19 protein-coding genes are annotated in these 20,807 nt (G+C 76.5%); 14 read left to right on the top strand and 5 right to left on the bottom strand.

Features of this window, described 5'->3' with window-relative positions:
* Nucleotides 1–53: 53 nt before the first annotated feature.
* The 7 genes from hemL (at nt 54) to HL189_RS06745 (ending at nt 6,596) form a co-directional block, all read left to right on the top strand.
* On the top strand, nt 54–1,421 hold the full coding sequence (hemL, locus tag HL189_RS06775; protein WP_369132922.1) for a glutamate-1-semialdehyde 2,1-aminomutase: 1,368 nt from the start codon (nt 54–56) through the stop codon (nt 1,419–1,421).
* Between the two features lie 65 nt (nt 1,422–1,486).
* Nucleotides 1,487–2,122 (top strand): histidine phosphatase family protein, encoded by a 636-nt coding sequence (locus tag HL189_RS06770; RefSeq protein ID WP_369132921.1) that lies wholly within the window; start codon nt 1,487–1,489, stop codon nt 2,120–2,122.
* Complete coding sequence (locus HL189_RS06765; RefSeq protein WP_369132920.1) at nt 2,115–2,693, top strand: TlpA family protein disulfide reductase; 579 nt, start codon at nt 2,115–2,117, stop codon at nt 2,691–2,693. Before HL189_RS06770 ends, HL189_RS06765 begins: the two co-directional genes overlap by 8 nt.
* A 1-nt stretch (nt 2,694) precedes the next feature.
* Nucleotides 2,695–3,519 (top strand): cytochrome c biogenesis CcdA family protein, encoded by an 825-nt coding sequence (locus tag HL189_RS06760; protein ID WP_369132919.1) that lies wholly within the window; start codon nt 2,695–2,697, stop codon nt 3,517–3,519.
* A 73-nt stretch (nt 3,520–3,592) separates the two neighbouring features.
* Nucleotides 3,593–5,224: a cytochrome c biogenesis protein ResB gene (locus tag HL189_RS06755; protein ID WP_369132918.1), complete on the top strand. Its 1,632-nt coding sequence runs from the start codon at nt 3,593–3,595 to the stop codon at nt 5,222–5,224.
* Nucleotides 5,221–6,183 carry a c-type cytochrome biogenesis protein CcsB gene (ccsB, locus tag HL189_RS06750; RefSeq protein ID WP_369132917.1) on the top strand — a complete coding sequence of 321 codons (963 nt, stop codon included), beginning with the start codon at nt 5,221–5,223 and terminating at the stop codon, nt 6,181–6,183. Before HL189_RS06755 ends, ccsB begins: the two co-directional genes overlap by 4 nt.
* A gap of 125 nt (nt 6,184–6,308) precedes the next feature.
* A complete protein-coding gene (locus tag HL189_RS06745) occupies nt 6,309–6,596 on the top strand; it encodes a hypothetical protein (RefSeq protein WP_369132916.1) in 288 nt (95 codons plus the stop codon).
* A gap of 59 nt (nt 6,597–6,655) precedes the next feature.
* Here the strand turns inward: HL189_RS06745 and HL189_RS06740 are convergent, their stop codons facing one another.
* Nucleotides 6,656–6,886, bottom strand: a complete 231-nt coding sequence (locus HL189_RS06740; protein WP_369132915.1) for a hypothetical protein — start codon at nt 6,884–6,886, stop codon at nt 6,656–6,658.
* A 183-nt stretch (nt 6,887–7,069) separates the two neighbouring features.
* Between HL189_RS06740 and HL189_RS06735 the strand changes: the two genes are divergently transcribed.
* On the top strand, nt 7,070–7,498 hold the full coding sequence (locus HL189_RS06735; RefSeq protein ID WP_369132914.1) for an Lrp/AsnC family transcriptional regulator: 429 nt from the start codon (nt 7,070–7,072) through the stop codon (nt 7,496–7,498).
* Nucleotides 7,491–7,778 carry a DUF4229 domain-containing protein gene (locus HL189_RS06730; RefSeq protein WP_369132913.1) on the top strand — a complete coding sequence of 96 codons (288 nt, stop codon included), beginning with the start codon at nt 7,491–7,493 and terminating at the stop codon, nt 7,776–7,778. Before HL189_RS06735 ends, HL189_RS06730 begins: the two co-directional genes overlap by 8 nt.
* Nucleotides 7,779–7,825: 47 nt before the next feature.
* Here HL189_RS06730 and HL189_RS06725 read toward each other — a convergent pair whose 3' ends face one another.
* Entirely contained in the window at nt 7,826–8,695 is an 870-nt protein-coding gene (locus HL189_RS06725; RefSeq protein WP_369132912.1) for a 1,4-dihydroxy-2-naphthoate polyprenyltransferase, read from the bottom strand.
* The gene (gene menE / locus HL189_RS06720; protein WP_369132911.1) at nt 8,695–9,858 is read right to left on the bottom strand and encodes an o-succinylbenzoate--CoA ligase; all 1,164 of its coding nucleotides are present in this window, start codon (nt 9,856–9,858) and stop codon (nt 8,695–8,697) included. Before menE ends, HL189_RS06725 begins: the two co-directional genes overlap by 1 nt.
* 59 nt (nt 9,859–9,917) lie before the next feature.
* Here menE and HL189_RS06715 point away from each other — a divergent pair, with 59 nt between their 5' ends.
* The gene (locus tag HL189_RS06715) at nt 9,918–10,880 is read left to right on the top strand and encodes an o-succinylbenzoate synthase (RefSeq protein ID WP_369132910.1); all 963 of its coding nucleotides are present in this window, start codon (nt 9,918–9,920) and stop codon (nt 10,878–10,880) included.
* Nucleotides 10,877–12,625, top strand: a complete 1,749-nt coding sequence (gene menD, locus HL189_RS06710) for a 2-succinyl-5-enolpyruvyl-6-hydroxy-3-cyclohexene-1-carboxylic-acid synthase (protein WP_369132909.1) — start codon at nt 10,877–10,879, stop codon at nt 12,623–12,625. The genes HL189_RS06715 and menD overlap by 4 nt, the downstream gene beginning before the upstream one ends.
* Here the strand turns inward: menD and HL189_RS06705 are convergent.
* Together HL189_RS06705 and HL189_RS06700 are read right to left on the bottom strand one after the other, a co-directional pair.
* Nucleotides 12,622–15,243 carry a putative bifunctional diguanylate cyclase/phosphodiesterase gene (locus HL189_RS06705; protein WP_369132908.1) on the bottom strand — a complete coding sequence of 874 codons (2,622 nt, stop codon included), beginning with the start codon at nt 15,241–15,243 and terminating at the stop codon, nt 12,622–12,624. The two genes, menD and HL189_RS06705, sit on opposite strands and share 4 nt — an antisense overlap.
* Before the next feature lie 117 nt (nt 15,244–15,360).
* Nucleotides 15,361–16,623, bottom strand: a complete 1,263-nt coding sequence (locus tag HL189_RS06700) for an isochorismate synthase MenF (RefSeq protein ID WP_369132907.1) — start codon at nt 16,621–16,623, stop codon at nt 15,361–15,363.
* 38 nt (nt 16,624–16,661) lie between these two features.
* Here HL189_RS06700 and HL189_RS06695 point away from each other — a divergent pair, with 38 nt between their 5' ends.
* From HL189_RS06695 to HL189_RS06685, 3 genes are all read left to right on the top strand, one after another.
* On the top strand, nt 16,662–17,378 hold the full coding sequence (locus HL189_RS06695; protein ID WP_369132906.1) for a demethylmenaquinone methyltransferase: 717 nt from the start codon (nt 16,662–16,664) through the stop codon (nt 17,376–17,378).
* Between the two features lie 489 nt (nt 17,379–17,867).
* The gene (locus tag HL189_RS06690; protein WP_369132905.1) at nt 17,868–19,100 is read left to right on the top strand and encodes a glycosyltransferase family 2 protein; all 1,233 of its coding nucleotides are present in this window, start codon (nt 17,868–17,870) and stop codon (nt 19,098–19,100) included.
* Nucleotides 19,097–20,797, top strand: a complete 1,701-nt coding sequence (locus HL189_RS06685) for a right-handed parallel beta-helix repeat-containing protein (RefSeq protein ID WP_369132904.1) — start codon at nt 19,097–19,099, stop codon at nt 20,795–20,797. Before HL189_RS06690 ends, HL189_RS06685 begins: the two co-directional genes overlap by 4 nt.
* Nucleotides 20,798–20,807: the final 10 nt, after the last annotated feature.

Raw genomic sequence — 20,807 nt, 5'->3', positions numbered from 1 at the left:
GGGCCGTTCCAGTACGTCGCGAGCCACACAGGCACGCCTGGGAGAGTGAGAGCGTGAGCGAGCCGTACGCCTACGAGGCGCCCGTGTCGGCGCGGCTGTTCGAGCGGGCCGGGCGGGTGACGCCGGGCGGGGTCAACTCGCCGGTGCGCGCCTTCCGGGCCGTCGGCGGCACCCCGCGGTTCATGACGCAGGGGTCCGGCGCCTGGCTGACCGACGCCGACGGCCGCCGGTACGTCGACCTCGTGGCCTCCTGGGGCCCGATGATCCTCGGGCACGCCCACCCCGAGGTGGTGGCCGCGGTGACCGAGGCGGCCCGGCGGGGGTTCACCTTCGGCACACCTACCGCCGGTGAGGTCGACCTGGCCGAGGAGATCGCCGGCCGGATCGCGCCGGTCGAGCGGGTGCGGCTGGTCAACTCCGGCACCGAGGCCGTGCTGTCCGCCGTCCGGCTGGCCCGCGGGGTCACCGGCCGCCCGCTGGTGGTGAAGTTCGCCGGCTGCTACCACGGCCACGTCGACGCGCTGCTGGCCTCCGCGGGCTCCGGGGTGGCGACCCTCGGGCTGCCGGACACCCCCGGCGTCACCACCGGCGCCGCCGCCGACACGGTCGTGCTGCCCTACAACGACGTGACCGCGGTCGAGGCGGTGTTCGCCGAGCGCGGGGAGCAGATCGCCTGCGTGATCAGCGAGGCGGCGGCCGGCAACATGGGCGTCGTCCCGCCGCTGGACGGCTTCAACGCCGCGCTGCGCCGGATCACCGCCGCGCACGGCGCGCTGCTGGTGCTCGACGAGGTGATGACCGGTTTCCGGGTCTCCCGCTCCGGCTGGTACGGCCTCGACCCGGTCGACGCCGACCTGTTCACCTTCGGCAAGGTGATGGGCGGCGGCATGCCCGCGGCGGCGTTCGGCGGCCGGGCCGAGGTGATGGACCAGCTGGCCCCGGCCGGGCCGGTCTACCAGGCGGGCACGCTCGCCGGGAACCCGGTCGCGGTGGCCGCCGGGCTGACCACCCTGCGGCTGTGCACCGACGAGGTCTACGCCCGCTGCGACGAGGTCGCGGCCACCCTGCGCGGTGCCGCCGGCGCCGCGCTGTACTCGGCGGGGGTGCCGCACCGGGTGCAGCAGGCCGGCAACATGTTCTCGGTCTTCTTCGTCCCCGACGAGCGGCAGGTGCGCGACTACGACGACGCCCGCAGCCAGGACGTCGCCGCGCACACGGCCTTCTTCCACTCGATGCTGGCGCAGGGCGTCTACCTGCCCCCGTCGGCGTTCGAGGCGTGGTTCGTCAGCGCCGCCCTGGACGACGACGCGGTCGGGCACGTGCTCGCGGCACTCCCCGGCGCCGCACGCGCGGCCGCTGCGGCGCAGGGCGGGCCCGCCCCGTCACCCGAGTCCTACGACGCCCAGGAGCTCTCCCCGTGAGCGGACAGGGGCGTGAGCATCGCAGCGAGGAGCGGAGCGGCCCGCGGAGCGAACCGGAGGACATCGTGACCGAGCGGACCGTCGTCCACCTGCTGCGGCACGGCGAGGTGCACAACCCCGACGGCATCCTCTACGGCCGGCTGCCCGGCTTCCGGCTGTCGGTGACCGGGGAGGCGATGGCGCTCACGGCGGGGGAGTGGTTCGCCGGCAAGGACGTCACGCACCTGGTGTCCAGCCCGCTGGAGCGGGCCCAGCAGACGGCCCGGCCGATCGCGGAGACCCTCGGCCTGCCGATCGGCACCGACGACCGGCTGATCGAGGCCGGCAACTCGTTCCAGGGCAAGACGTTCGGCGTCGGGGACGGTGCGCTGCGCCGGCCGGCCAACTGGTGGCTGCTCCGGAACCCGTTCCGGCCGTCGTGGGGGGAGCCCTACGTCGAGATCGCCGCCCGGATGCTCGGCGCGGTCGAGGCGGCCCGGGACGCCGCGCGCGGGCACGAGGCGGTGCTCGTCAGCCACCAGCTGCCGATCTGGACCCTGAGGCTGCACATGGAGGCCCGCCGGTACGTGCACGACCCGCGCCGCCGGCAGTGCGGCCTGGCCAGCGTCACCTCGCTCACCTACGACGGCGACCGGTTCGTCCGGCTGGACTACGCCGAGCCGGCCGGGGCGACCGACCCCGACGCGGTGCCCGGTGCGTAGGGCGCGGGCCCTGCTCACCGCCGTCCTGGCGCTGGCCGCGCTGACCGGCTGCAGCACCGGGTCGGACGCCGTCGACGTGAACAACGGCGGGGAGTTCCGCTTCGTCGCCGGCACGCCGGCCGGCGAGGTGATCGCCGACGCCGAGCGGCAGACCGCCCCGGAGTTCTCCGGCACCCTGCTCACCGGCGAGGAGTTCACCTCCGGCTCGCTGGCCGGCGACATCGCGGTGCTCAACTTCTGGGGCTCCTGGTGCCCGCCCTGCCGGGTGGAGACGCCGCAGTTCCAGGAGGTCTACACCGAGGTCGCCGACGACGGTGTGCAGTTCCTCGGCCTCAACGTCAAGGACACCGAGCAGCTCGCGACGGCCTTCCTGGAGAGCAGGGCGATCACCTTCCCCTCGCTCTACGACCCCAAGGGCGAGGTGGCGCTGGCGTTCCGGGACTACCCGGCGACGGCGATCCCGTCCACGATCGTGCTGGACCGGGAGAACCGGGTCGCCGCGGTGTACACCGGTGAGGTGCGCCAGGACGACCTGCGCACCGTGCTGCAGCAGCTGATCGGGGAGGCCTGAGGTGGACGACGGCATCACCGGTCTCGTCACCGACGGCCCGCTGCTGGTCGCGGCCGCCGTCGCCGCGCTGGCCGGGCTGATCAGCTTCGCCTCGCCCTGCGTGCTGCCGCTGGTGCCCGGCTACCTGTCCTACGTCACCGGCCTGGTCGGCGCCGGTGCCCCGAGCGCCGCTCCCGTGCCGGCCGGCCCGGGCGGCGCGGTGGCGACGGCGGTGCGCCCGGCGGTCGACGAGCGGTCCCCCCGCGGCCGGATGGTGCTCGGCGCGCTGCTGTTCGTCCTCGGCTTCACCGTCGTCTTCGTCGCGCTGAGCACCGCCGTCGGGGGGCTGGGGCGGCTGCTGATGGAGCACAACGACGTCATCACCCGGGTCATGGGCGTGGTCACCGTCGTGGTCGGGCTGGGTTTCCTGGGCTGGCTGCCGGTGCTGCAGCGGACCAAGCGGCTGGCGGTCCGCCCGGCGGTGGGCCTGGCCGGCGCCCCGCTGCTCGGCGTGGTGTTCGGCCTGGGCTGGACGCCGTGCCTCGGGCCGACCCTCTCCGCGGTGCAGAGCCTGGCGTTCGTCGAGGCCACCGCCGGCCGCGGCGCGTTCCTCGGCCTCGCCTACTGCCTGGGCCTGGGCGTGCCGTTCGTCGTCGTCGCGCTGGGGGCGCGCTGGGCGGTGGGGGCGACGTCGTTCCTGCGCCGGCACGCCCGCGCGGTCACCCGGTTCGGTGGCGCCGTCCTGGTGCTGGTCGGGCTGCTGCTGGTCACCGGCGCATGGACCGAGGCGATGCAGTGGCTGCGCGGCTGGATCGCCGCCGCGGGCCTCGGCGAGTCCTTCCTGTGACCGAGCTCGCGAGGTCACCGATGAGCACAGCACGACCCGGCACAGCGCCGACGAGCGCCGGCGAGGAGGGGCTGTGACGACGACCGCGCCGGCGCGGTCGTCCTCTGCGCCGCCCCCGCCGTCCCGGCCGTCGGCCGGCCGCCGGCTGCTCACCCGGCTGCTGCGCTGGTGGCGCCAGCTCACCGCGATGCGCACCGCGCTGGTGCTGCTGTTCCTGCTCGCGGTGGCCTCCATCCCGGGGTCGCTGCTGCCGCAGCGGTCGCTGTCGCAGAACAGCGTCAGCCAGTACTTCGCCGACCACCCGACGCTCGCGCCGTGGCTGGACCGGCTCTTCCTGTTCGACGTCTTCAGCTCGCCGTGGTTCGCCGCGATCTACCTGCTGCTGTTCATCTCGCTGATCGGCTGCGTGCTGCCGCGCGCGGTGGAGCACGCCCGGGCGCTGTTCCAGCCGCCGCCGGCGGCGCCCCGCCACCTGCACCGGTTGCCGGACAACGCCGCGTTCCCCACCCCGCTGCCCGGGCCGGTGGCGCTGGACGTGGTCGAGGAGGAGCTGCGGGTCCGCCGCTACCGGGTGGCCCGCCGGGACGGCAGGCACGGGCCGGAGGTGGCCGCGGAGAAGGGGTACCTGCGCGAGACCGGCAACGTGCTGTTCCACCTGTCGCTGCTGGCGCTGCTCGTGGGGCTGGCCGGCGGGAAGCTGTGGGGGTACGAGGGCAGCATCCTGGTCACCGAGGGCCAGGGGTTCTGCAACTCCTTCCAGCAGTACGACACCCACCGCTCCGGTCCGCTGGTCGACAGCGGTGACCTCTCCGACCTGTGCGTCGACCTCACCGACTTCGAGGCCGAGTACGAGGAGGACCTGACCGCGTCCTCGTACACCGCCGACATCACCTACGGCCCGGCCGGGGACAGCGGCGCCTCCCGGGAGACCATCGGGGTCAACGACCCGCTGCGGGTGGACGGCGACCGGGTGTACGTCACCGGCCACGGGTTCAGCCCCACCTTCGACGTGACCCTGCCCGACGGGACGGCGTTCACCGGGTTGTCCGCGCCGTTCCTGCCCGCCGACACCGCCACGATGGCCAGCCAGGGCGCGCTCAAGCTCCCCGACCTGGGCGCGGGCCGGACCGACCAGCTGGGCATCGAGGGGTTCTTCGCCCCCACCGGCCTCGTCTCGGGCGGGGTCCTCACCTCGGTCGACCCGCGACCGCTGGACCCGCAGGTCGCGATCGTCGTCTACTCCGGCTACCTGGGCCTGGACTCCGGGCTGCCGCAGTCGGTGTACTCGCTGGACCAGACCCAGATCGACCGGGAGCTGCTCACCCGGGTGGGCGCGGCCAACCTGCGGGCCGGGGAGTCCACCACGCTGCCCGACGGCACCGTGGTCACCTTCAGCGGCTACGCCGAGTACGCGGCGCTGCAGCTGTCGCACGACCCCGGCCAGGTCTACGTGCTCGGCGCGTCCATCGCCGTGCTGGTGGGCCTGCTCGGGATGCTGCTGGTGCGCCGGGAGCGCGTGTTCGCCCGGGTCGGGCCGGGCCCCGAGGGCGGGGGTACCGTGCTGTCGATCGGCTCGCTGACCCGGGGGAGCGCCGAGACCGGCCCGCGGTTCGCCGCGCTGTCCGACGAGGTCGGGGCCGCCCTGGCCACCCGGGCCGCAGCGGGCCCGCCGTCACCGTCCACCGAGGAGACCCCGCCGTCGTGACCGAAGAGCAGCTCGCCGCGCTGTCCGACACCCTGTTCTCGGTCGCGGTGGCCCTGTACTCCCTGGCCGTGGTGGCCTTCTGCGCCGAGCTGGCCTTCGGCCGGCCGGCCCGGGCCCAGGCCCGGCAGCTCGTCGGCGCCGGCGGCGCGCCGGTCGACGAGCCCGCCGACGGGGGGACGGCGGGGGAGCCCCCGCGGGCCCGCCGCCTGGGGCTGCTCGCCATGGCGCTCACCGTGCTCGGTGCGCTGGCGCACGCCGGCGTCCTCGTGGCCCGCGGGCTGGCCACCGACCGGCTGCCCTGGGGCAACATGTACGAGTTCGCCACCGCGGTGGTGCTCGTCGCCGTCGTCGCGTACGCGGTGCTGGCGGTGCGCGCGCCGGTGCTGCGCCACATCGGCGTGTTCGTGCTGGCCCCGGTGGTCGTGTCGATGGTCCTCATCGGCCTGTTCCTCTACACCGAGGCCGGCCCGCTGGTGGCGGCCCTGCGGTCGAGCTGGCTGGCCGTGCACGTCTCGACGGCGACCCTGGGCTTCGGCATCTTCTTCGTCAGCGGCATCGCCAGCGTGCTGTACCTGGTGCGCAGCCGCCGGGACGCCCGGGTCGCCACCGGCGCCGCGGCCCCGTCGCTGCTGGACCGGCTGCCGTCGGCGGCGGCGCTGGACCGCACCGCGCACCGGACGGCCGTCTTCGGCTTCCCGATCTGGACCTTCGCGGTCATCGCCGGGGCGATCTGGGCGGAGAGCGCGTGGGGCCGGTTCTGGGGCTGGGACCCGAAGGAGACCTGGGCGTTCATCGCCTGGGTCGTGTACGCGGCCTACCTGCACGCCCGCACGACGTCGGGCTGGCGCGGCCGCCCCTCCGCCTGGGTGAACGTGGTCGGGCTCGCGGTGATGGTCTTCAACCTGCTGTACGTGAACCTCGTGTCCACCGGCCTGCACAGCTACGCCGGGGTCAGCTGAAGAAGGACCCCACTGCCCCCCACCACTCGCAGGCTCGCGGCGGGACCCTGCAGCGGGGCCGTCCTCGGGTCGTCACTGCCCTCCACGGTCAGGATGGCATGCCATCCTGACCGGCATGACCGGACGTGGTGACCACCGTGGGTAGGCACGCCGCCGACGACGGGGCCGGCGTGCACCCGATCGTCGCCGCGGCGCTGCGGCAGCGCGCTCCCCAGCCGGAGGACGGCGGGTCCCGGCACGTCGTCGGGCAGGGCGGCCTCGGCTGGCCCGGCGACCCTGCGGAGGGCACCGGTCTCGGCTGGCCGGGCGGCACCGAGGCCGAGGGGCAGGGCGCCGTCCCGGAAGCGCCGCAGCCGGTCGAGCAGCCGTCGGCCCGCCGCCGGTCGGTGTGGCAGCGGCTGTTCGCCGCGTGACGGAGAACCCCCTCCCAGGGCCCGCCCGGCGCACGGTCAGGGCGGGGAGGGGTCCTTCCTCAGGCGGGGGAGCCGTCGTCGCGGCGGGTGCGCCGCTCCAGCTCGCGCAGGAAGTCCGGGTCGTCGTCGGGCGCGAGCGGGCGCCCCTGCGGCGGACGGGGACGCCGGGGCGCGCGAGGCCGGCTGACGCCGCCGAAGCCCCCACCGCCGCCGCCACCCTGCGCGGCCGCCGCGCGCATCACGAGCACGACCGCGGCCACCGCGATCACCAGCATCACCACGAAGACCATCCGGCCACCCCCCTCGTCCACAACCAATGTACGTCCGGAGGGATAATCGGGTCGGGTGATACGGCTTCTCCCAGCCGATCCACAGACAACCACAGACGAGCGCCGCCGTCCCCCGACGGACCGGCCCGCGGCGCCCCGGCGCGCCGCCGTCGGCACGAGCAGCCGGAGGGCGTCATCGACGCGGTGGACCAGCAGTTGATCGACCTGCTGCGCAGGAACGGGCGGGCCAGCTGGGCCGAGCTCGCCCGCCAGGTGGGGCTCTCGGCCCCCTCGGTGCACGAGCGGGTGGGCAAGCTCGAGGCCGCCGGTGTCATCACCGGGTACCGGGCCGTGGTGGACCCCGCCGCGGTGGGCCTGGGGGTGACCGCGCTGGTGGGCGTGATCGAGAGCGACCAGGTCGACGACACCGGGCTGGAGCAGGCGATGGCGGAGCTGCCCTCGGTGGAGGACTGCTGGCGGGTGGCCGGCAGCGAGGGGTACGTCCTCAAGGTGCGTGTGGCGGACATCCCGGCACTGGAGGACACCATCAGCGCGTTGAACAGGCTCCGGGGCGTCGCCCGCACCCGGACGACCGTTGTGCTCTCGACGAAGTGGGAAGGCCGACATGGCTGAGCCGACCGGAACCACCTCCACCACCGCCGCGCCGGCGCTGGTGCCGACGCTCGTGCTCTACACCCTGGCCCGGCTGGGGATCCTCGCCGTCCTGGTCGCGGTGATCTGGGTCGCCGGGCTCCCCGGCCCGCCGGCCTTCCTGTTCGGGCTGCTGCTGGCCTTGCCGATCTCCTACCTGGTGCTGCGCCCGCTCCGCGCGCGGCTCACCGCGGCGATCGTGGCCCGCGCGGAGCGCAAGGAGCGGATCCGCGCCGAGCTCGCCGGTTCCGACGGCGCCTGACGGCCCCGTCCGGCCATGTTGGCCAACATGGCCGGACAGGGGAGCCGTCAACTGAGGGCGAGACCGATCGCCAGCAGCACGCCGGTGGCCAGGGTGAGCCGGCCGGTGCCCTGGAGCGCGCCGATCAGCACCGGCCCGCGGCCGCCGGACAGCACGGTCCGCACCGGCGGCAGCGCCAGCGGGACGGCGAGCAGCCCCAGCAGCGCCCACGGCCGGGCGATCCCGATCAGCGCCACGCCGAGGAACACGACGGCCAGCAGCGCGGTGTAGAGGACACGGGTGCGGGCCTCACCGAGGAGCACGGCCAGGGTCCGCTTCCCGACGGCGGCGTCCCCGTGCACGTCCCGCAGGTTGTTCACCACCAGCAGCGCCGTCGAGCACAGTCCGATCGGCACCGCGGCGGCGAAGGCCAGCCCGTCCAGCGAGCGGGTCTGGGCGAACGTCGTCCCCACCACGGCGACCAGGCCGAAGAAGACGAAGACGAACACCTCGCCCAGCGCCCGGTAGCCGTAGGGGATGGGCCCGCCGGTGTAGGTCCAGGCGGCGAGGATCGACACGGCGCCGACGGCGACCAGCCACCAGCTGGACAGCGCGGCGAGCGCCAGCCCGGCTCCCGCGGCGACGGCGAACGCGAGGACGGCGGCGACCAGCACCTGCCGCGGGGTCGCCGCGCCGGAGCCGACCAGCCGCATCGGCCCCACCCGGTCGGCGTCGGTGCCGCGCCGGCCGTCGGAGTAGTCGTTGGCGTAGTTGACCGCCACCTGCAGGGCCAGCGCGACCAGCAGCGCCAGCAGGGCGGGCGCCGGCCGGAACCCGTCGAGGGCCGCGGCCGCGCCGGTGCCGACGAACACCGGCGCCAGGGCGGCCGGCAGCGTGCGGGGGCGGGCGCCCTCCAGCCACTGGGCGGGGGTGGCCACTAGCGGGCTCCTCGGGTCAGGTCGCGCAGCACGGCCCGGCGGTCGGGCTTGCCGGTGTGCAGGGTGGGGACGGCGTCGACCCGGTGCAGCTCCCGTGGCGCGGCGGGCCCGCCGAGCCGTCCGGCCACCCACGCCCGCAGGTCCGCGAGCTGCGGGTCGGCGCCGGGCGCGGGGACGACGACGGCGACGACCCGTTGCCCCCACTCCGGGTCGGGCAGGCCGGCGACCACGGCGTCGGCCACCGCGGGGTGCGCGCGCAGCGCCGCCTCGACCGCCTGCGGGGACACGTTCACGCCGCCGGTGACCACCACGTCGTCGAGCCGGCCGTGCACGGTGAGCCGGCCGTCGCGGTCCAGCGCCCCGGCGTCCCGGGTGCGGAACCAGGTGCTGCCGTCCGGGTCCGGGACGAACGCCGCCGCGGTCGCCGCCGGGTCGAGCCGGTAGCCGTGCGCGAGCACCGGACCGGACAGCTCGACGCCCTCGTCCACCCGCACCGTGACCCGGTCCAGGGGCCGGCCGTCGTAGACGCAGCCACCGGCGGTCTCGCTCATCCCGTACGTCGTCAGCACCCGGACCCCGGCCGCCCGGGCGGCGTCCAGCAGCGGGGCGTCGGTGGCCGCGCCGCCGACGAGCACCGCGTCGAAGGAGGCCAGCGCCTCCGGGTCGGTGGCCAGGAGGCGCCGCAGCTGGGTGGGGACCACCGAGGTGTACCGGCGGTCGCCCGCGGGCAGCCGCGCCACCGCCGCGGCCAGCGGCTCGCCGCGCTCCAGCACGGCCGGCACGCGGCCGGCGAGCGCGCTGCGGGCCAGCACCTGCAGTCCGCCGACGGCGGACGGCGGGAGCATCAGCAGCCAGCTGCCCGGCCCGCCCAGCCGGTGCTCGGTGGCCGCGGCCGACGCCCGCAGCGCTCCGGCGGACAGCAGGACGCCCTTCGCGCCGCCCGTGGAGCCGGAGGTGACCACGACCAGGTCGGTGCCGGGCTCCAGCGGCTCGTCGGGGCGCAGCACCCCGCGGGCCGCGGCGGCCGGGCCGGGAGCGGCGGGGAGGACGGCCAGCGGGGCGTCGCCGTCCAGGCTGCGGCGCAGGGCCGGCCACACGGTGGTCAGCGCCGCACCGGCGGCCTCGGGGGGCGGCGCCGGCACGAGGGTCAGCTGCCGGGCCACGAGGAGTCAGGCTACTGCGCGCCCGGAGGCCCTCCGACGCGGCGATCTACGCTGGCGCCGTGACCGCCCCGGCAGCCGGCGGCGCCGGGCCGGCGCTGGAGACGCACGTCTACCGCGTGCCCCTGCGCACCCGGTTCCGCGGCATCGACGTGCGCGACGGCGTGCTGGTGCGCGGGCCGGCCGGCTGGGGCGAGTTCTCCCCGTTCTGGGACTACGACGTCGCCGAGAGCCGCCGCTGGTGGGCCGCGGCCGCCGAGGCCGCCGAGGACGGCTGGCCGGACCCGGTGCGGGCGAGCGTGCCGGTCAACGTCACCGTCCCCGCTGTCGACCCGGAGCGGGCGCACCGCATCGTCCGGGCGTCGGGCTGCCGCACCGCGAAGGTGAAGGTCGCCGAGCCCGGGCAGAGCGCCGCCGACGACCTCGCCCGGGTCGAGGCGGTGCGTGACGCGCTCGGCCCGGACGGCGGGATCCGGGTGGACGCCAACGCCGCCTGGGACGTCGACACCGCGGCCGCCCGGCTGCGGGAGCTGGACCGGGTGGGCCTGGAGTACGCCGAGCAGCCGTGCGCCACGATCGAGGAGCTCGCCGCGCTGCGCCGCCGGGTGGACGTGCGGGTCGCCGCGGACGAGGTGGTGCGCCGCGCGCCGGACCCGCGGCGGGTGGACCTGCGGGACGCCGCGGACGTCGTCGTCCTCAAGGTCCAGCCGCTCGGCGGGGTGCGGGCCGCGCTGCAGGTGGCCGAGGCGCACGGCCTGCCCTGCGTGGTGTCCTCCGCGCTGGAGAGCTCGGTCGGGATCGCCGCCGGGGTGGCGCTGGCCGCGGCGCTGCCCGAGCTGCCCTTCGCCTGCGGCCTGGCCACGGTCGCGCTGTTCACCGCCGACGTCTGCGGTCAGCCGCTGCTGCCGGTCGACGGCGCGCTGCCCGTGGGTCGGCCGGTGCCCGACCGGCTGGCCGACACGGCCGCCGACCCGTCGACCGAGGAGCGCTGGCGGGCGCGCCTGGCCGCGGTGCGGGCCGCGTGAACCCCGCCACCGCCTTCGGCCGGGTGCTGGTCGACGAGCTGCTCCGCGGCGGTGTGACCGACGCCGTCCTCGCCCCCGGCTCCCGGTCGGCGCCGGTCGCCGTCGCGCTGGCCGACGCGGAGGGAGCCGGCCGGCTGCGGCTGCACGTGCGGATCGACGAGCGCACCGCGGCCTTCCTCGCCCTCGGCCTGGCCCGCGCCTCCGGCCGGCCGGTGCCGGTGCTCACCACCTCCGGGACGGCGACCGCCCACCTGCACGCGGCCGTGCTGGAGGCCGACGCCAGCGGGGTCCCGCTGCTGGCGCTGACCGCCGACCGCCCGCCGGAGCTGCGGTCCACCGGCGCCAACCAGACCATCGAGCAGCCCGGGCTGTACGGGCGGGCGGTGCGCTGGGCCGCCGACGTCGGCGTGCCGGAGGAGGGCCGGGAGGCGGCGCAGAACCGCTACTGGCGGTCCGCGGTGGCCAAGGCGCTGATCGTCGCGCGGGGCGACCTGTCCGGGGACCCCGGCCCGGTGCACCTCAACCTGGCCCTGCGCGAGCCGCTGATGCCCGACGACCCCCAGCGCCCGGCGCCGCTCGACGGCCCGTTCGCCGGCCGCCCCGGCGGCGCGCCGTGGACCGCGCCGGCCGAGCGCGGGCCGGCCCGCTCGCCCGGGGCGGGCGTCGACCCGATCGGCAGCGCCCGCACGCTCGTGGTCGCCGGGGACGCCCCGCCGGCGGTCGGCCGGGTGGCCGCGATCGTCGCCGACCAGCGGGGCTGGCCGGTGCTGGCCGAGCCCAGCAGCGGCGCGTGGGGCGCGGCCGGCGCGGTGCGCGGCCCGGCGCTGCTGCTCGGCGCGGCGGACTGGCTGGCGGAGCACCGCCCCGACCGGGTGCTCGTCGTCGGCCGGGTGACGCTGTCCCGTCCCGTGTCCGCCCTGCTCGCCGACCCCGAGGTGGCCGTGGAGGCCTACGCCCCCACCCCGCGCTGGGCCGACCCTGGCCGGGGCAGCGCGCTGGTCGGCAGCGCGCACCTGGACCCCGCGCCGGCGCTCCGCGGCGCCCCGGCGCGGTCGGCCGCGGCCGACGGGTGGGCCGCCACCTGGGCCGACGCCGCCGCCCGGGTGGGCGCGGCGGTCGACGCGGTGCTCGACGACCCCGCCGTGCGGCGGCCCACCGCCGCCCGGCTGGCCCGGGACCTGGTGGCCGCCCTGCCGGCCGGCGCGCTGCTGGTGCTGGGCTCCTCGACGCCGGTGCGCGACGTGGACCGGCTCGCCGCGCCGCGGCCGGGGGTGATCGTGCTGGCCAACCGCGGCGTCGCGGGGATCGACGGCACGATCTCCACCGCGGTCGGGGCCGCGCTGGCGCACCAGGGCGCCGGTGGTGGACCGGCGTTCGCGCTGATGGGCGACCTGACGTTCCTGCACGACCTGACCGGCCTGCTGCTGGGCGAGGGCGAGCCCCGGCCGGACCTGACCGTCGTCGTCCCCGACAACGACGGCGGCGGCATCTTCGCCCAGCTGGAGCCCGGGCAGCCGCGGTACGCCGGGACCTACCGCCGGGTGTTCGGCACGCCGCACGGCCGCGACCTGGTCGCCGTGGCCCGGGCGCTGGGCTGGGCGGCCACCGCGGTCAGCGACCCCGACCAGCTCGCCGCGGCGCTGTCGGCCGGTGGGCCGCGGGTCGTCGTCGTCCGCACCGACGCCGCCGCCGAGGCGGAGCTGGCCGGGCGGCTGCGGGCGGCGGCCGCGGCCGCGCTCCGCTAGACCCCCGAGGGGGCGGACGGCCGGGCCCGCTCCAGGAGCAGCAGCTCGGCGTCACCGGCCTCCAGCGGCGCGGCGAACAGGTGGCCCTGGGCCAGGTGGCACCGCTCGGCGCGCAGCCGGTCGCGCTGCGCCGCCGTCTCCACGCCCTCGGCGACCACCTCCAGCCGCAGCCGGCGGCCGAGCTGCACCAGCCCGTGCACGATGGCGGCGTCGTCGTCCGGGCCGTCGAGCAGGGCGACGAACGAGCGGTCGATCTTGAGGATGTCCACGGGGAACTGGTGCAGGTAGCTCAACGACGAGTAGCCGGTGCCGAAGTCGTCCAGCGCGAGCCGGACGCCGAGCGCCCGCAGCTCGCCGAGCCGCTCGGCGACCGAGTCCGGGTCGGTGACCAGGGCGGTCTCGGTGACCTCGAGCACCAGGGAGGACGCCGGCAGCCCGCTCTCCGCCAGCGCCTCGGCGACGTGCTGGACCAGCGCGCCGCCGGACAGCTGCCGCGCCGAGACGTTGACCGCCATCGTGATCGGGGCCGGAGACGGGTGCGCCCGCTGCCATCGGGCGGCGGTGCGGGTGGCCTCGGCGAGCGCCCAGCGGCCGATCGGCACGATCAGCCCGGCGTCCTCGGCCACCGGGACGAACCGGTCCGGCCCGACCGCGCCCAGCCGCGGGTGGTCCCAGCGCAGCAGCGCCTCGAAGCCCACGACCCGCTCGGTGCGCAGGTCCACCACCGGCTGGTAGACCAGCCGCAACTGCCCCGCAGCCAGCGCCCCGGCGAGGTCACGCTCGAGCTCGATCCGCGCCAGCTCCTCGGCGCGCATCCCCGGGTCGAAGACCACCCACCGCGCCCGGCCGGCGGTCTTGGCCCGGTACATCGCGATGTCGGCGTCCCGGAACACCGCCAGCGGGGTCGCCTGCGGCTCGGCCACCACGATGCCGATGCTGGCGGCCACCGACACCCGCTGGCCGTCGAGGTCGATCGGCTGCCCGATCTCCGCCAGCAGCCGGTCGGCGAGCGCGGCCGCCGCGGGCAGCCCGCCGGACGCGTCGCCCACCAGGACGGCGAACTCGTCCCCGCCCAGCCGGGCCACCGTGTCCGCGTCCCGGACCGTCCGGCGCAGGCGGCTGGCCACGGTGCGCAGCAACTCGTCGCCGGCCAGGTGGCCCAGGCTGTCGTTGACGTCCTTGAACCCGTCGAGGTCCAGGCACAGCACGATCGGCGGGGCGCCGGACCACCGGGCGCGGCGCAGGGCCTGCTCGGCGCGGTCCAGGAACAGCGACCGGTTGGCCAGCCCGGTCAGCCCGTCGTGGAAGGCCTGGTGGGAGAGCTCCCGCTCGGCGAGCTTGCGGGCGGTGATGTCGTAGACGCTGACCACGGTGCCGGCGACGTCGGGGTCGGCGTGCAGGTCGACCGCCCGCCCGCCCAGCCAGACGGTGCCGCCGGAGGAGCGGGTACCGCACAGCTCGAGCTCGACCGGCGTCCCGGGCTGCGCGGCGGCCCCCTGCAGCACGGCGAGGACGGCGGCCGGGTCGATGCCCACCGCGCCCAGCAGCCGCAGCAGCGACCGGCCGGCGTCGGCGGGCCGGCCGAGCAGGTCGGCCAGCGAGCGTGACCCGGTGGTCAGCCGGCCGGCCCGGTCGACCACGACGACGGCGTCGGAGGAGTTCACCGCCAGGGCCTCGTACCGGCGGGCCTGGGAGCGCACCGCCGCCCACGCCCGCTCGCCGTCGAGGGCCAGCACGCGGGTGCGGATGGAGGCCAGCACCAGCAGCACCGCCCAGACGACGAGGACGGGGACGGGGTTGACCTCCACCCCCTGGTCCCAGCCGACCACCTCCACCACGGCCGGTGCTGCGAACGGGGCGGTGTTGAGCAGCATCCGCCAGCGGCTGTGGGCCGGCCGGCGGGTGGTGCTGGGCTCGGCCGGGGCCGGCCGGGTCCACGGCACGCCGGCCAGCAGGACGATGCCCACCAGCCAGCCGCCGGACTGCCAGCCGCTGGAGACGTCCGGGTCGGCGAGCAGCAGCCAGGCGAGGTCGGCGACCAGCCAGCTGGTGACGCCGGCGAGGCCGAGCAGGGCGCTGAGCCGCACCCGGCCGTCCAGGACGACCCGCCAGGCGACGAGCCCGATGAGCACGGCGTCCAGCACCGGGTAGCCGATCCAGGTGACCCGGGCGAGCGCGCTGACGCCGCCGTCGGCCAGCGTGCCCGCGACGGAGCTCTCGAAGACGACCAGCAGGGCGACGGTCAGCGCGGTGCAGCCGTCCAGCGCCGCGTGCAGCTGGGCGCCTGGGCGGTGCCGGCCCCCGAGCCGGCGGCCGACGAGCGCTCCGGCGAGGGACACGTAGGAGGCGAGCCAGGCGGCGTCGGCGACGGAGACGTCCGGAGCGGTGCCGGCAGTCCAGACGAGCACCTGCCAGAGCACGTCACCGAGGGCGTTGAAGGTGAGGGTCAGGGGCACCCACGGGACCGCGCCCCGGCGGCTGCCCCGGCGCAGCCGGCCGTACCAGGCGGCGCAGGCGCCACCGGTGCTGACCGCCAGGTAGGCGGTCTCGGCGGCCAGGGTCCCCGGCGCCGCGACCACGACGGTGAACAGCGCCGCGACCAGCGCGGCGAGCAGCACGGAGCCCGGCCTCGTCCACCGTGGGACGCTCCGGGCTGCGTTGCTCACCGGTTCGGCTTCGGCCCGTGGCGGACGTCACTTGAGGCCGGGACCGGCGGCCCCGCCCGTCCGGGTGAGTCAGTCCTCCAGGGCCGTTTGGAACGCGGCCAGCTTCGCCTGGGTCTCGGCCAGCTCCGCCGTCGGGTCGGAGCCGGTGACGATGCCGCAGCCGGCGAACAGCCGCGCCTGTCGGCCCCCCTCCGCCCCGGTGAGCTGGGCGCACCGGAGCGCCAGCCCGAACTCGCCGTCGCCCCGCGCGTCCAGCCAGCCGACCGGGCCGGCGTAGCGCCCGCGGTCCATCCCCTCCAGCTCGCGGATCACCTCGGTGGCCCGTGCGGTGGGGGTGCCACCGACGGCCGCGGTCGGGTGCACCGCGCCGACCAGCTCGAGCAGCCCGGAGGGGTCGTCGTCCCGCTGCCGGCCGCGCACGTCGCTGGCCAGGTGGCGGACGTTGGGCAGGGTCAGCACGGTGGGCTGGCCCGGCGCCTCGAGCTCGCTGCAGAACGGCTGCAGGGCGGCGACCAGCGAGTCGACGGCGTAGGCGTGCTCGCTGCGGTCCTTCGCGGAGCCGGCGAGCGCGGCCGCCAGCCGGGTGTCGTCGGCGCCGGCGCCGCGGCGGGCGGTGCCGGCCAGCACCCGGGACTCCAGGACCCGGCCGGTGCGGCGCAGCAGCAGCTCCGGGGTGGCCCCGAGCAGCCCGTCGACGGCGAAGGTCCAGGTGTCGGGGAAGCGTTCGCCCAGCCGCAGCAGCAGGCGGCGCGGGTCGAGCGGGCGGTCGGCGGTGACGAAGAGGTCGCGGGCGAGCACCACCTTGGCCAGCTCGCCGGCGTCGATCCGGGCGACCGCGGTGGAGACCGCGCCGCACCAGGCCATCGGGTCCAGCGCCCCGTCGGCGTAGGCCAGCCGGCCGATGGAGGTGGCCGCCTCCTGCGGGGAGGTCTCGACGACGGCGCGCTCCTCGCTCCCGGCGTCCCCGGTGACGGTCACCCAGGTCCGGCCGTCGCGCCGGCCGACGACGACCTCCGGGACGACGAACACCGACGTCGAGGCCTGCGGGTCGAAGGCGACCGAGCCGAAGACGACCGGGCCGGACCCGGGGACGCCGAGCGGGTCCCGCACCTCGGTGCGCGCGCAGCGGTCGGCCCACCACGCGCCGGCCTCGGCGAGCGCCCCGGGGCCGGAGACCTCCAGGCGGTCGGCCTCACCCCAGCCGACCAGGCCCTCCCCGCGCCGCACCCAGGCCAGCGCGCCGTCGGCGGGCAGGAGGGTGAGCAGCGGGGTGCGCCGGCGGCCGAGGGGCGTGGTCGTGACCGTCGCGGAGGAGACGGCTGCCGTGGTCACCGGTCCAGGGTAAGAGGCGCGCAGGTAGCGTCGCCGCCGTGGCGAGCGGTGGACGACCTGAGGCGGCGGGGATGCGGGCCGGGCTGGACAAGCGCCCCACCGACGTGGCGGCGATGTTCGACCGGGTCGCCGGCCGCTACGACCTCACGAACACCGTGCTCTCCGGCGGACGGGACGCCGGCTGGCGGCGGGCCACCCGGGAGGCGCTCGGCGCGCGCCCCGGGTCGACGGTGCTCGACGTCGCGGCGGGGACGGCGGTCTCGACCGTCGAGCTCGCGGCCGGGGGGGTGTACGCGGTCGCCTGCGACTTCTCCCAGGGCATGCTGCGCGCCGGCGCCGACCGGGACGTGCCCAAGGTGGCCGGCGACGCGATGGCCCTGCCGCTGGCCGACAGGAGCGTCGACGGCGTCGTCATCTCCTTCGGCCTGCGCAACGTGGCCGACCCGCGGGCGTCGCTGCGCGAGTTCCACCGGGTGACCCGCCCCGGCGGCCGGCTGGTGGTGTGCGAGTTCTCCAGCCCGACCTGGCGGCCGTTCCGCACCGTCTACACCGAGTACCTGATGCGGGCGCTGCCGGTGATCGCCCGCGCGGTGAGCAGCAACCCCGAGGCGTACGTGTACCTGGCGGAGTCGATCCGGGCCTGGCCGTCGCAGGCGGAGCTCGCGTCGTGGCTGCAGGAGACCGGCTGGACCGACGTCGCCTGGCGGGATCTCACCGGCGGGGTCGTGGCCCTCCACCGCGGCACCCGGGCCTGAGGCCCCGAGCGACGGAATGGCGTCGGGCATTTCCGGGCGAGCGCCGGGAATGGCACGCGAGAAGGGGGCCGACGTGCCCTCGGCCCTTCGCCGCGACCGACCGTAAAAGGCGGTCCCCCTGGGCGCCAGGGAGCGCCGGAGCGCGCCGGGTGCGGGTGACGAGCAGTGACTTCCTGTGGACGAACGGTGATGTACGAGGCATGGTCGATGGCCTCCCGTCGAGGTCGGCCGCCGATTCCGGCCGACCGAGGCCGAAGTCTCGCGGTCCGTGGTGCCGATCTCACCCGCGGCGACGGCGCGCGCTGGACCCGGCCGCGGACATCCCGGCCGTGTCGCATTCGTAATTTCCGTTCGTTAGATACTCCACACGCCCTGCGAACGGCGAGGAAGCGACCCACGGTCGGGGGTCGCACATTTCCGCGGCGCAATTCCCGAGTCGCCCGTCCGCACTCGCGACCCAGGAGTGCACCTGTGTCAGACGTGTTGTCCGTGATCGTCCGTGACTGGCAGCTGCTGCTGCCGATCGGCGTCATCGGTGCGCTGTCCTGGTCGATCTGGCTCATCCGCAAGGTGCTGTCCGGGCGGTACCGGCCCGTGGTCAACGGCTTCCGGACCACCACGTCGGTGGTGGTGCCCTCCTTCCGGGAGGACCCCGACGTGCTCGAGCGCTGCCTGGACACCTGGCTGGCGCAGAGCCCCACCGAGGTCATCGTGGTGCTCGACGTCGAGGACACCGAGGCGTTCGCCCGGCTCACCGCCCGGCGCAACCCGCAGCTGAGGGTCATCTCCTTCCCGCACCAGGGCAAGCGGTCGGCGCTGGGCGTGGGCATCCGCGCGGCCAGCGGCGAGGTCCTCGTGCTCGCCGACTCGGACACCCTCTGGCGGCCCGGCCTGCTGAGCGCGGTGCAGATGCCGTTCGCCGACCCGGCGGTGGGCGCCGTCGGCACCCGGCAGAACGTCTACCGGCCACGGTCGAGCACCTGGCGGCGGGTCGCGGACTGGATCATCGACCTGCGCTACCTGGACTACGTGCCGGCGACCGCCCGGGCGGGCGCGGTCGTCTGCGTCTCGGGCCGGACGGCGGCCTACCGGCGCAGCGCGGTGCTGCCGGTGCTGGAGCACCTCGAGCACGAGTTCTTCCTCGGTCGCCGCTGCGTCGCCGGGGACGACGGGCGGCTGACCTGGCTCGTGCTGGCCAGCGGCTACCGGACGGTGCACCAGGACAGCGCCCGCGCCCTGTCGATGTTCCCCAACACGTTCCGGGCGTTCTGCAAGCAGCGCGTGCGCTGGGCCCGCAACTCCTACCGCTGCTACCTGACCGCGGCGTGGCAGGGCTGGCTGTGGCAGGTGCCGCTGGTCAGCCAGGTGACGGTGCTGCAGATCCTCTTCACCCCGGTCACGATGTTCGCCGCCGTCTACTACGTGGTGGCGGCGGGGCTCTCCGACCGCGGCTGGCACGCCCTGGCGCTGTCGCTGACCTGGGTGCTCGTCGGACGGGCGATCCGCAGCGTCAGCCACCTGCGCCGTCGTCCCGCCGACCTGGTGATCCTGCCGCTCGTGGCGGTGGTGATCGCGTTCATCGCGCTGCCGATCAAGACCTACGCGCTGTTCACCATGAACCGGCAGGGCTGGCTGACCCGGCGCACGGACCTCACCGGCGGCGAGGCGCAGGACGAGGCGAGCCTCGGTCCGGCCTTCGCCCCCGGGACGGCGACAGCATGAGGAGGCGGACCCGACGGCTGGTCACCCGGCGCCGGCTGGCCGCCGCGGTGGTGCTGACGGCCGGGCTGCTCGCGGCCGGGGGGCTCCCCGGCACCCCCGGCGACGCGGGCGCCCCTGACCCGCCCGCGCCGCCGGCTCCCCGGGAGGCAGCGCTGGCGGGCGCCACCACCGTGCAGGGCGAGCGGCAGAGCGCGGTGCTCGCCGCCGAGGACCGGCGGCTCCTGGAGCTGGTGGGCTCGACCCCCTCCGAGCCGGGCGCCTACGTGCAGGCGGTCGGCGGCGTGGACACCCAGGTGCTCACCGCCAGGGGAACCGCCTGGACGCTGGACGACCTGGTCGCCCTGGGCGCCGCCGAGGTGCAGCCGGACGAGGCGGTGCTGGTGACCCGGCACGTCCTCGTCGCACCGGGCGCCCGGCTGACGATCGAGGCGCCCGGCCGGGCGGTGCGGCTGCGGAGCCAGCCGTCCGGGTTCACCTCGCTGGTCGCCTGGAAGGCGGAGTTGACGCTCAGCGGCGCCGAGGGCAGGCCGCTGCGGCTCAGCAGCTGGGACCCCGGCCGGGGCGCAGCGGACGTCACCCCCGTCGACGGGCGGTCCTACGTGCGCGAGGTCGGCGGCGCGCTGTGGCTGCACGACGTCGACGCGACCCACCTCGGCTTCTGGGCCGGCCGCACCAGCGGCGTCGCCTGGACCGGCAGCGCCACCACGCCGGCCACCGGGGGCGCCGTCGGGTCGTCGTTCCGGTCCAACCACTACGGCGCCTTCTCCTCGGAGGGCGCGGGCCTCGCGTTCACCCGCTCGGTGTTCGCCGACAACACCGTCGACGGGCTCTCCCTCCACCGGCGCACGGTGCGGACGACCGTGCACGACTCGACCGCCCGGGACAACGGCCGGCACGGCTTCTCGGCCGACCAGGGCTCGCAGTCGGTCACCTACCACGGGGTCACCGCGGAGCGGAACGCAGGCGCCGGCGTCCTGTTCGACGGCTCACCGCTGTCGACGGACCTGTCCGCGGGAGGTGCACCGCTGCGTTCCTACGGGCAGCTGACGGTGGACGGCGGCCGGTTCGCCGACAACGGCAGGGCCGGGATCCGGGTGGTGGACGGCCACCGGGTGCTGATCCGCGGCGTGGCGGTGGCCGGCGACCGCGACGGCATCGTGCTGGCCGGCACGACGTCCCCGACCCGGGTGGACGACGCCGTGGTCACCGGGCAGCACCGTTTCGGCATCACCGTGGGCGGCGGGACGGCGACCCTCGCGGGCAACCGGGTCACCGGCAGCACGACCGGCATCCGGGTGCAGGACGCCGACGTGGAGGTCACCGGCAACGCGGTCACCGAGGCCACCGCCCACGGGATCAGCGTGGTCGGGCGGGCGGAGGGCACGGCCCTGGCGGACAACACCGTGGCCGGCCGCGGGCCCAGCGCGCTGGACGCCTACCGGCTGGCCGCCGGGCTGTCCGTCGTCCAGTCGGGCAACGACGTCACCGGCTGGGAGCGGGATCGCGACAACAGCGACTACTGGGCCTCCTTCGTGCCGAACCACCCGATGCTGGCCCTGTGGGTCGTGGTCCTGGGCGTGCCGCTGGCGCTGCGGCTCCGCGCCCGCCGGCACCAGGGCCCGCCGGGGCGGGCGCCGTACCGGGACGGCATCCGCCACGAGCGGTCCTCCCTGCTGCGGGTGGACGCCGCCCGGTGAGCCGGCCCCG

This window comes from Modestobacter sp. I12A-02662, from assembly GCF_041028325.1.
Taxonomy (GTDB): Bacteria; Actinomycetota; Actinomycetes; order Mycobacteriales; family Geodermatophilaceae; genus Modestobacter.
Note: the sequence above shows the minus strand (reverse complement) of the source record. Positions and strands in the feature narration are given on the sequence as shown.

Coding starts and splice junctions, on each gene's coding strand:
- HL189_RS06740 (WP_369132915.1), bottom strand. CDS start 6,886: ATGGTCTTCGTGGTGATGCTGGTGATCGCGGTGGCCGCGGTCGTGCTC.
- HL189_RS06730 (WP_369132913.1), top strand. CDS start 7,491: ATGGCTGAGCCGACCGGAACCACCTCCACCACCGCCGCGCCGGCGCTG.
- HL189_RS06685 (WP_369132904.1), top strand. CDS start 19,097: ATGAGGAGGCGGACCCGACGGCTGGTCACCCGGCGCCGGCTGGCCGCC.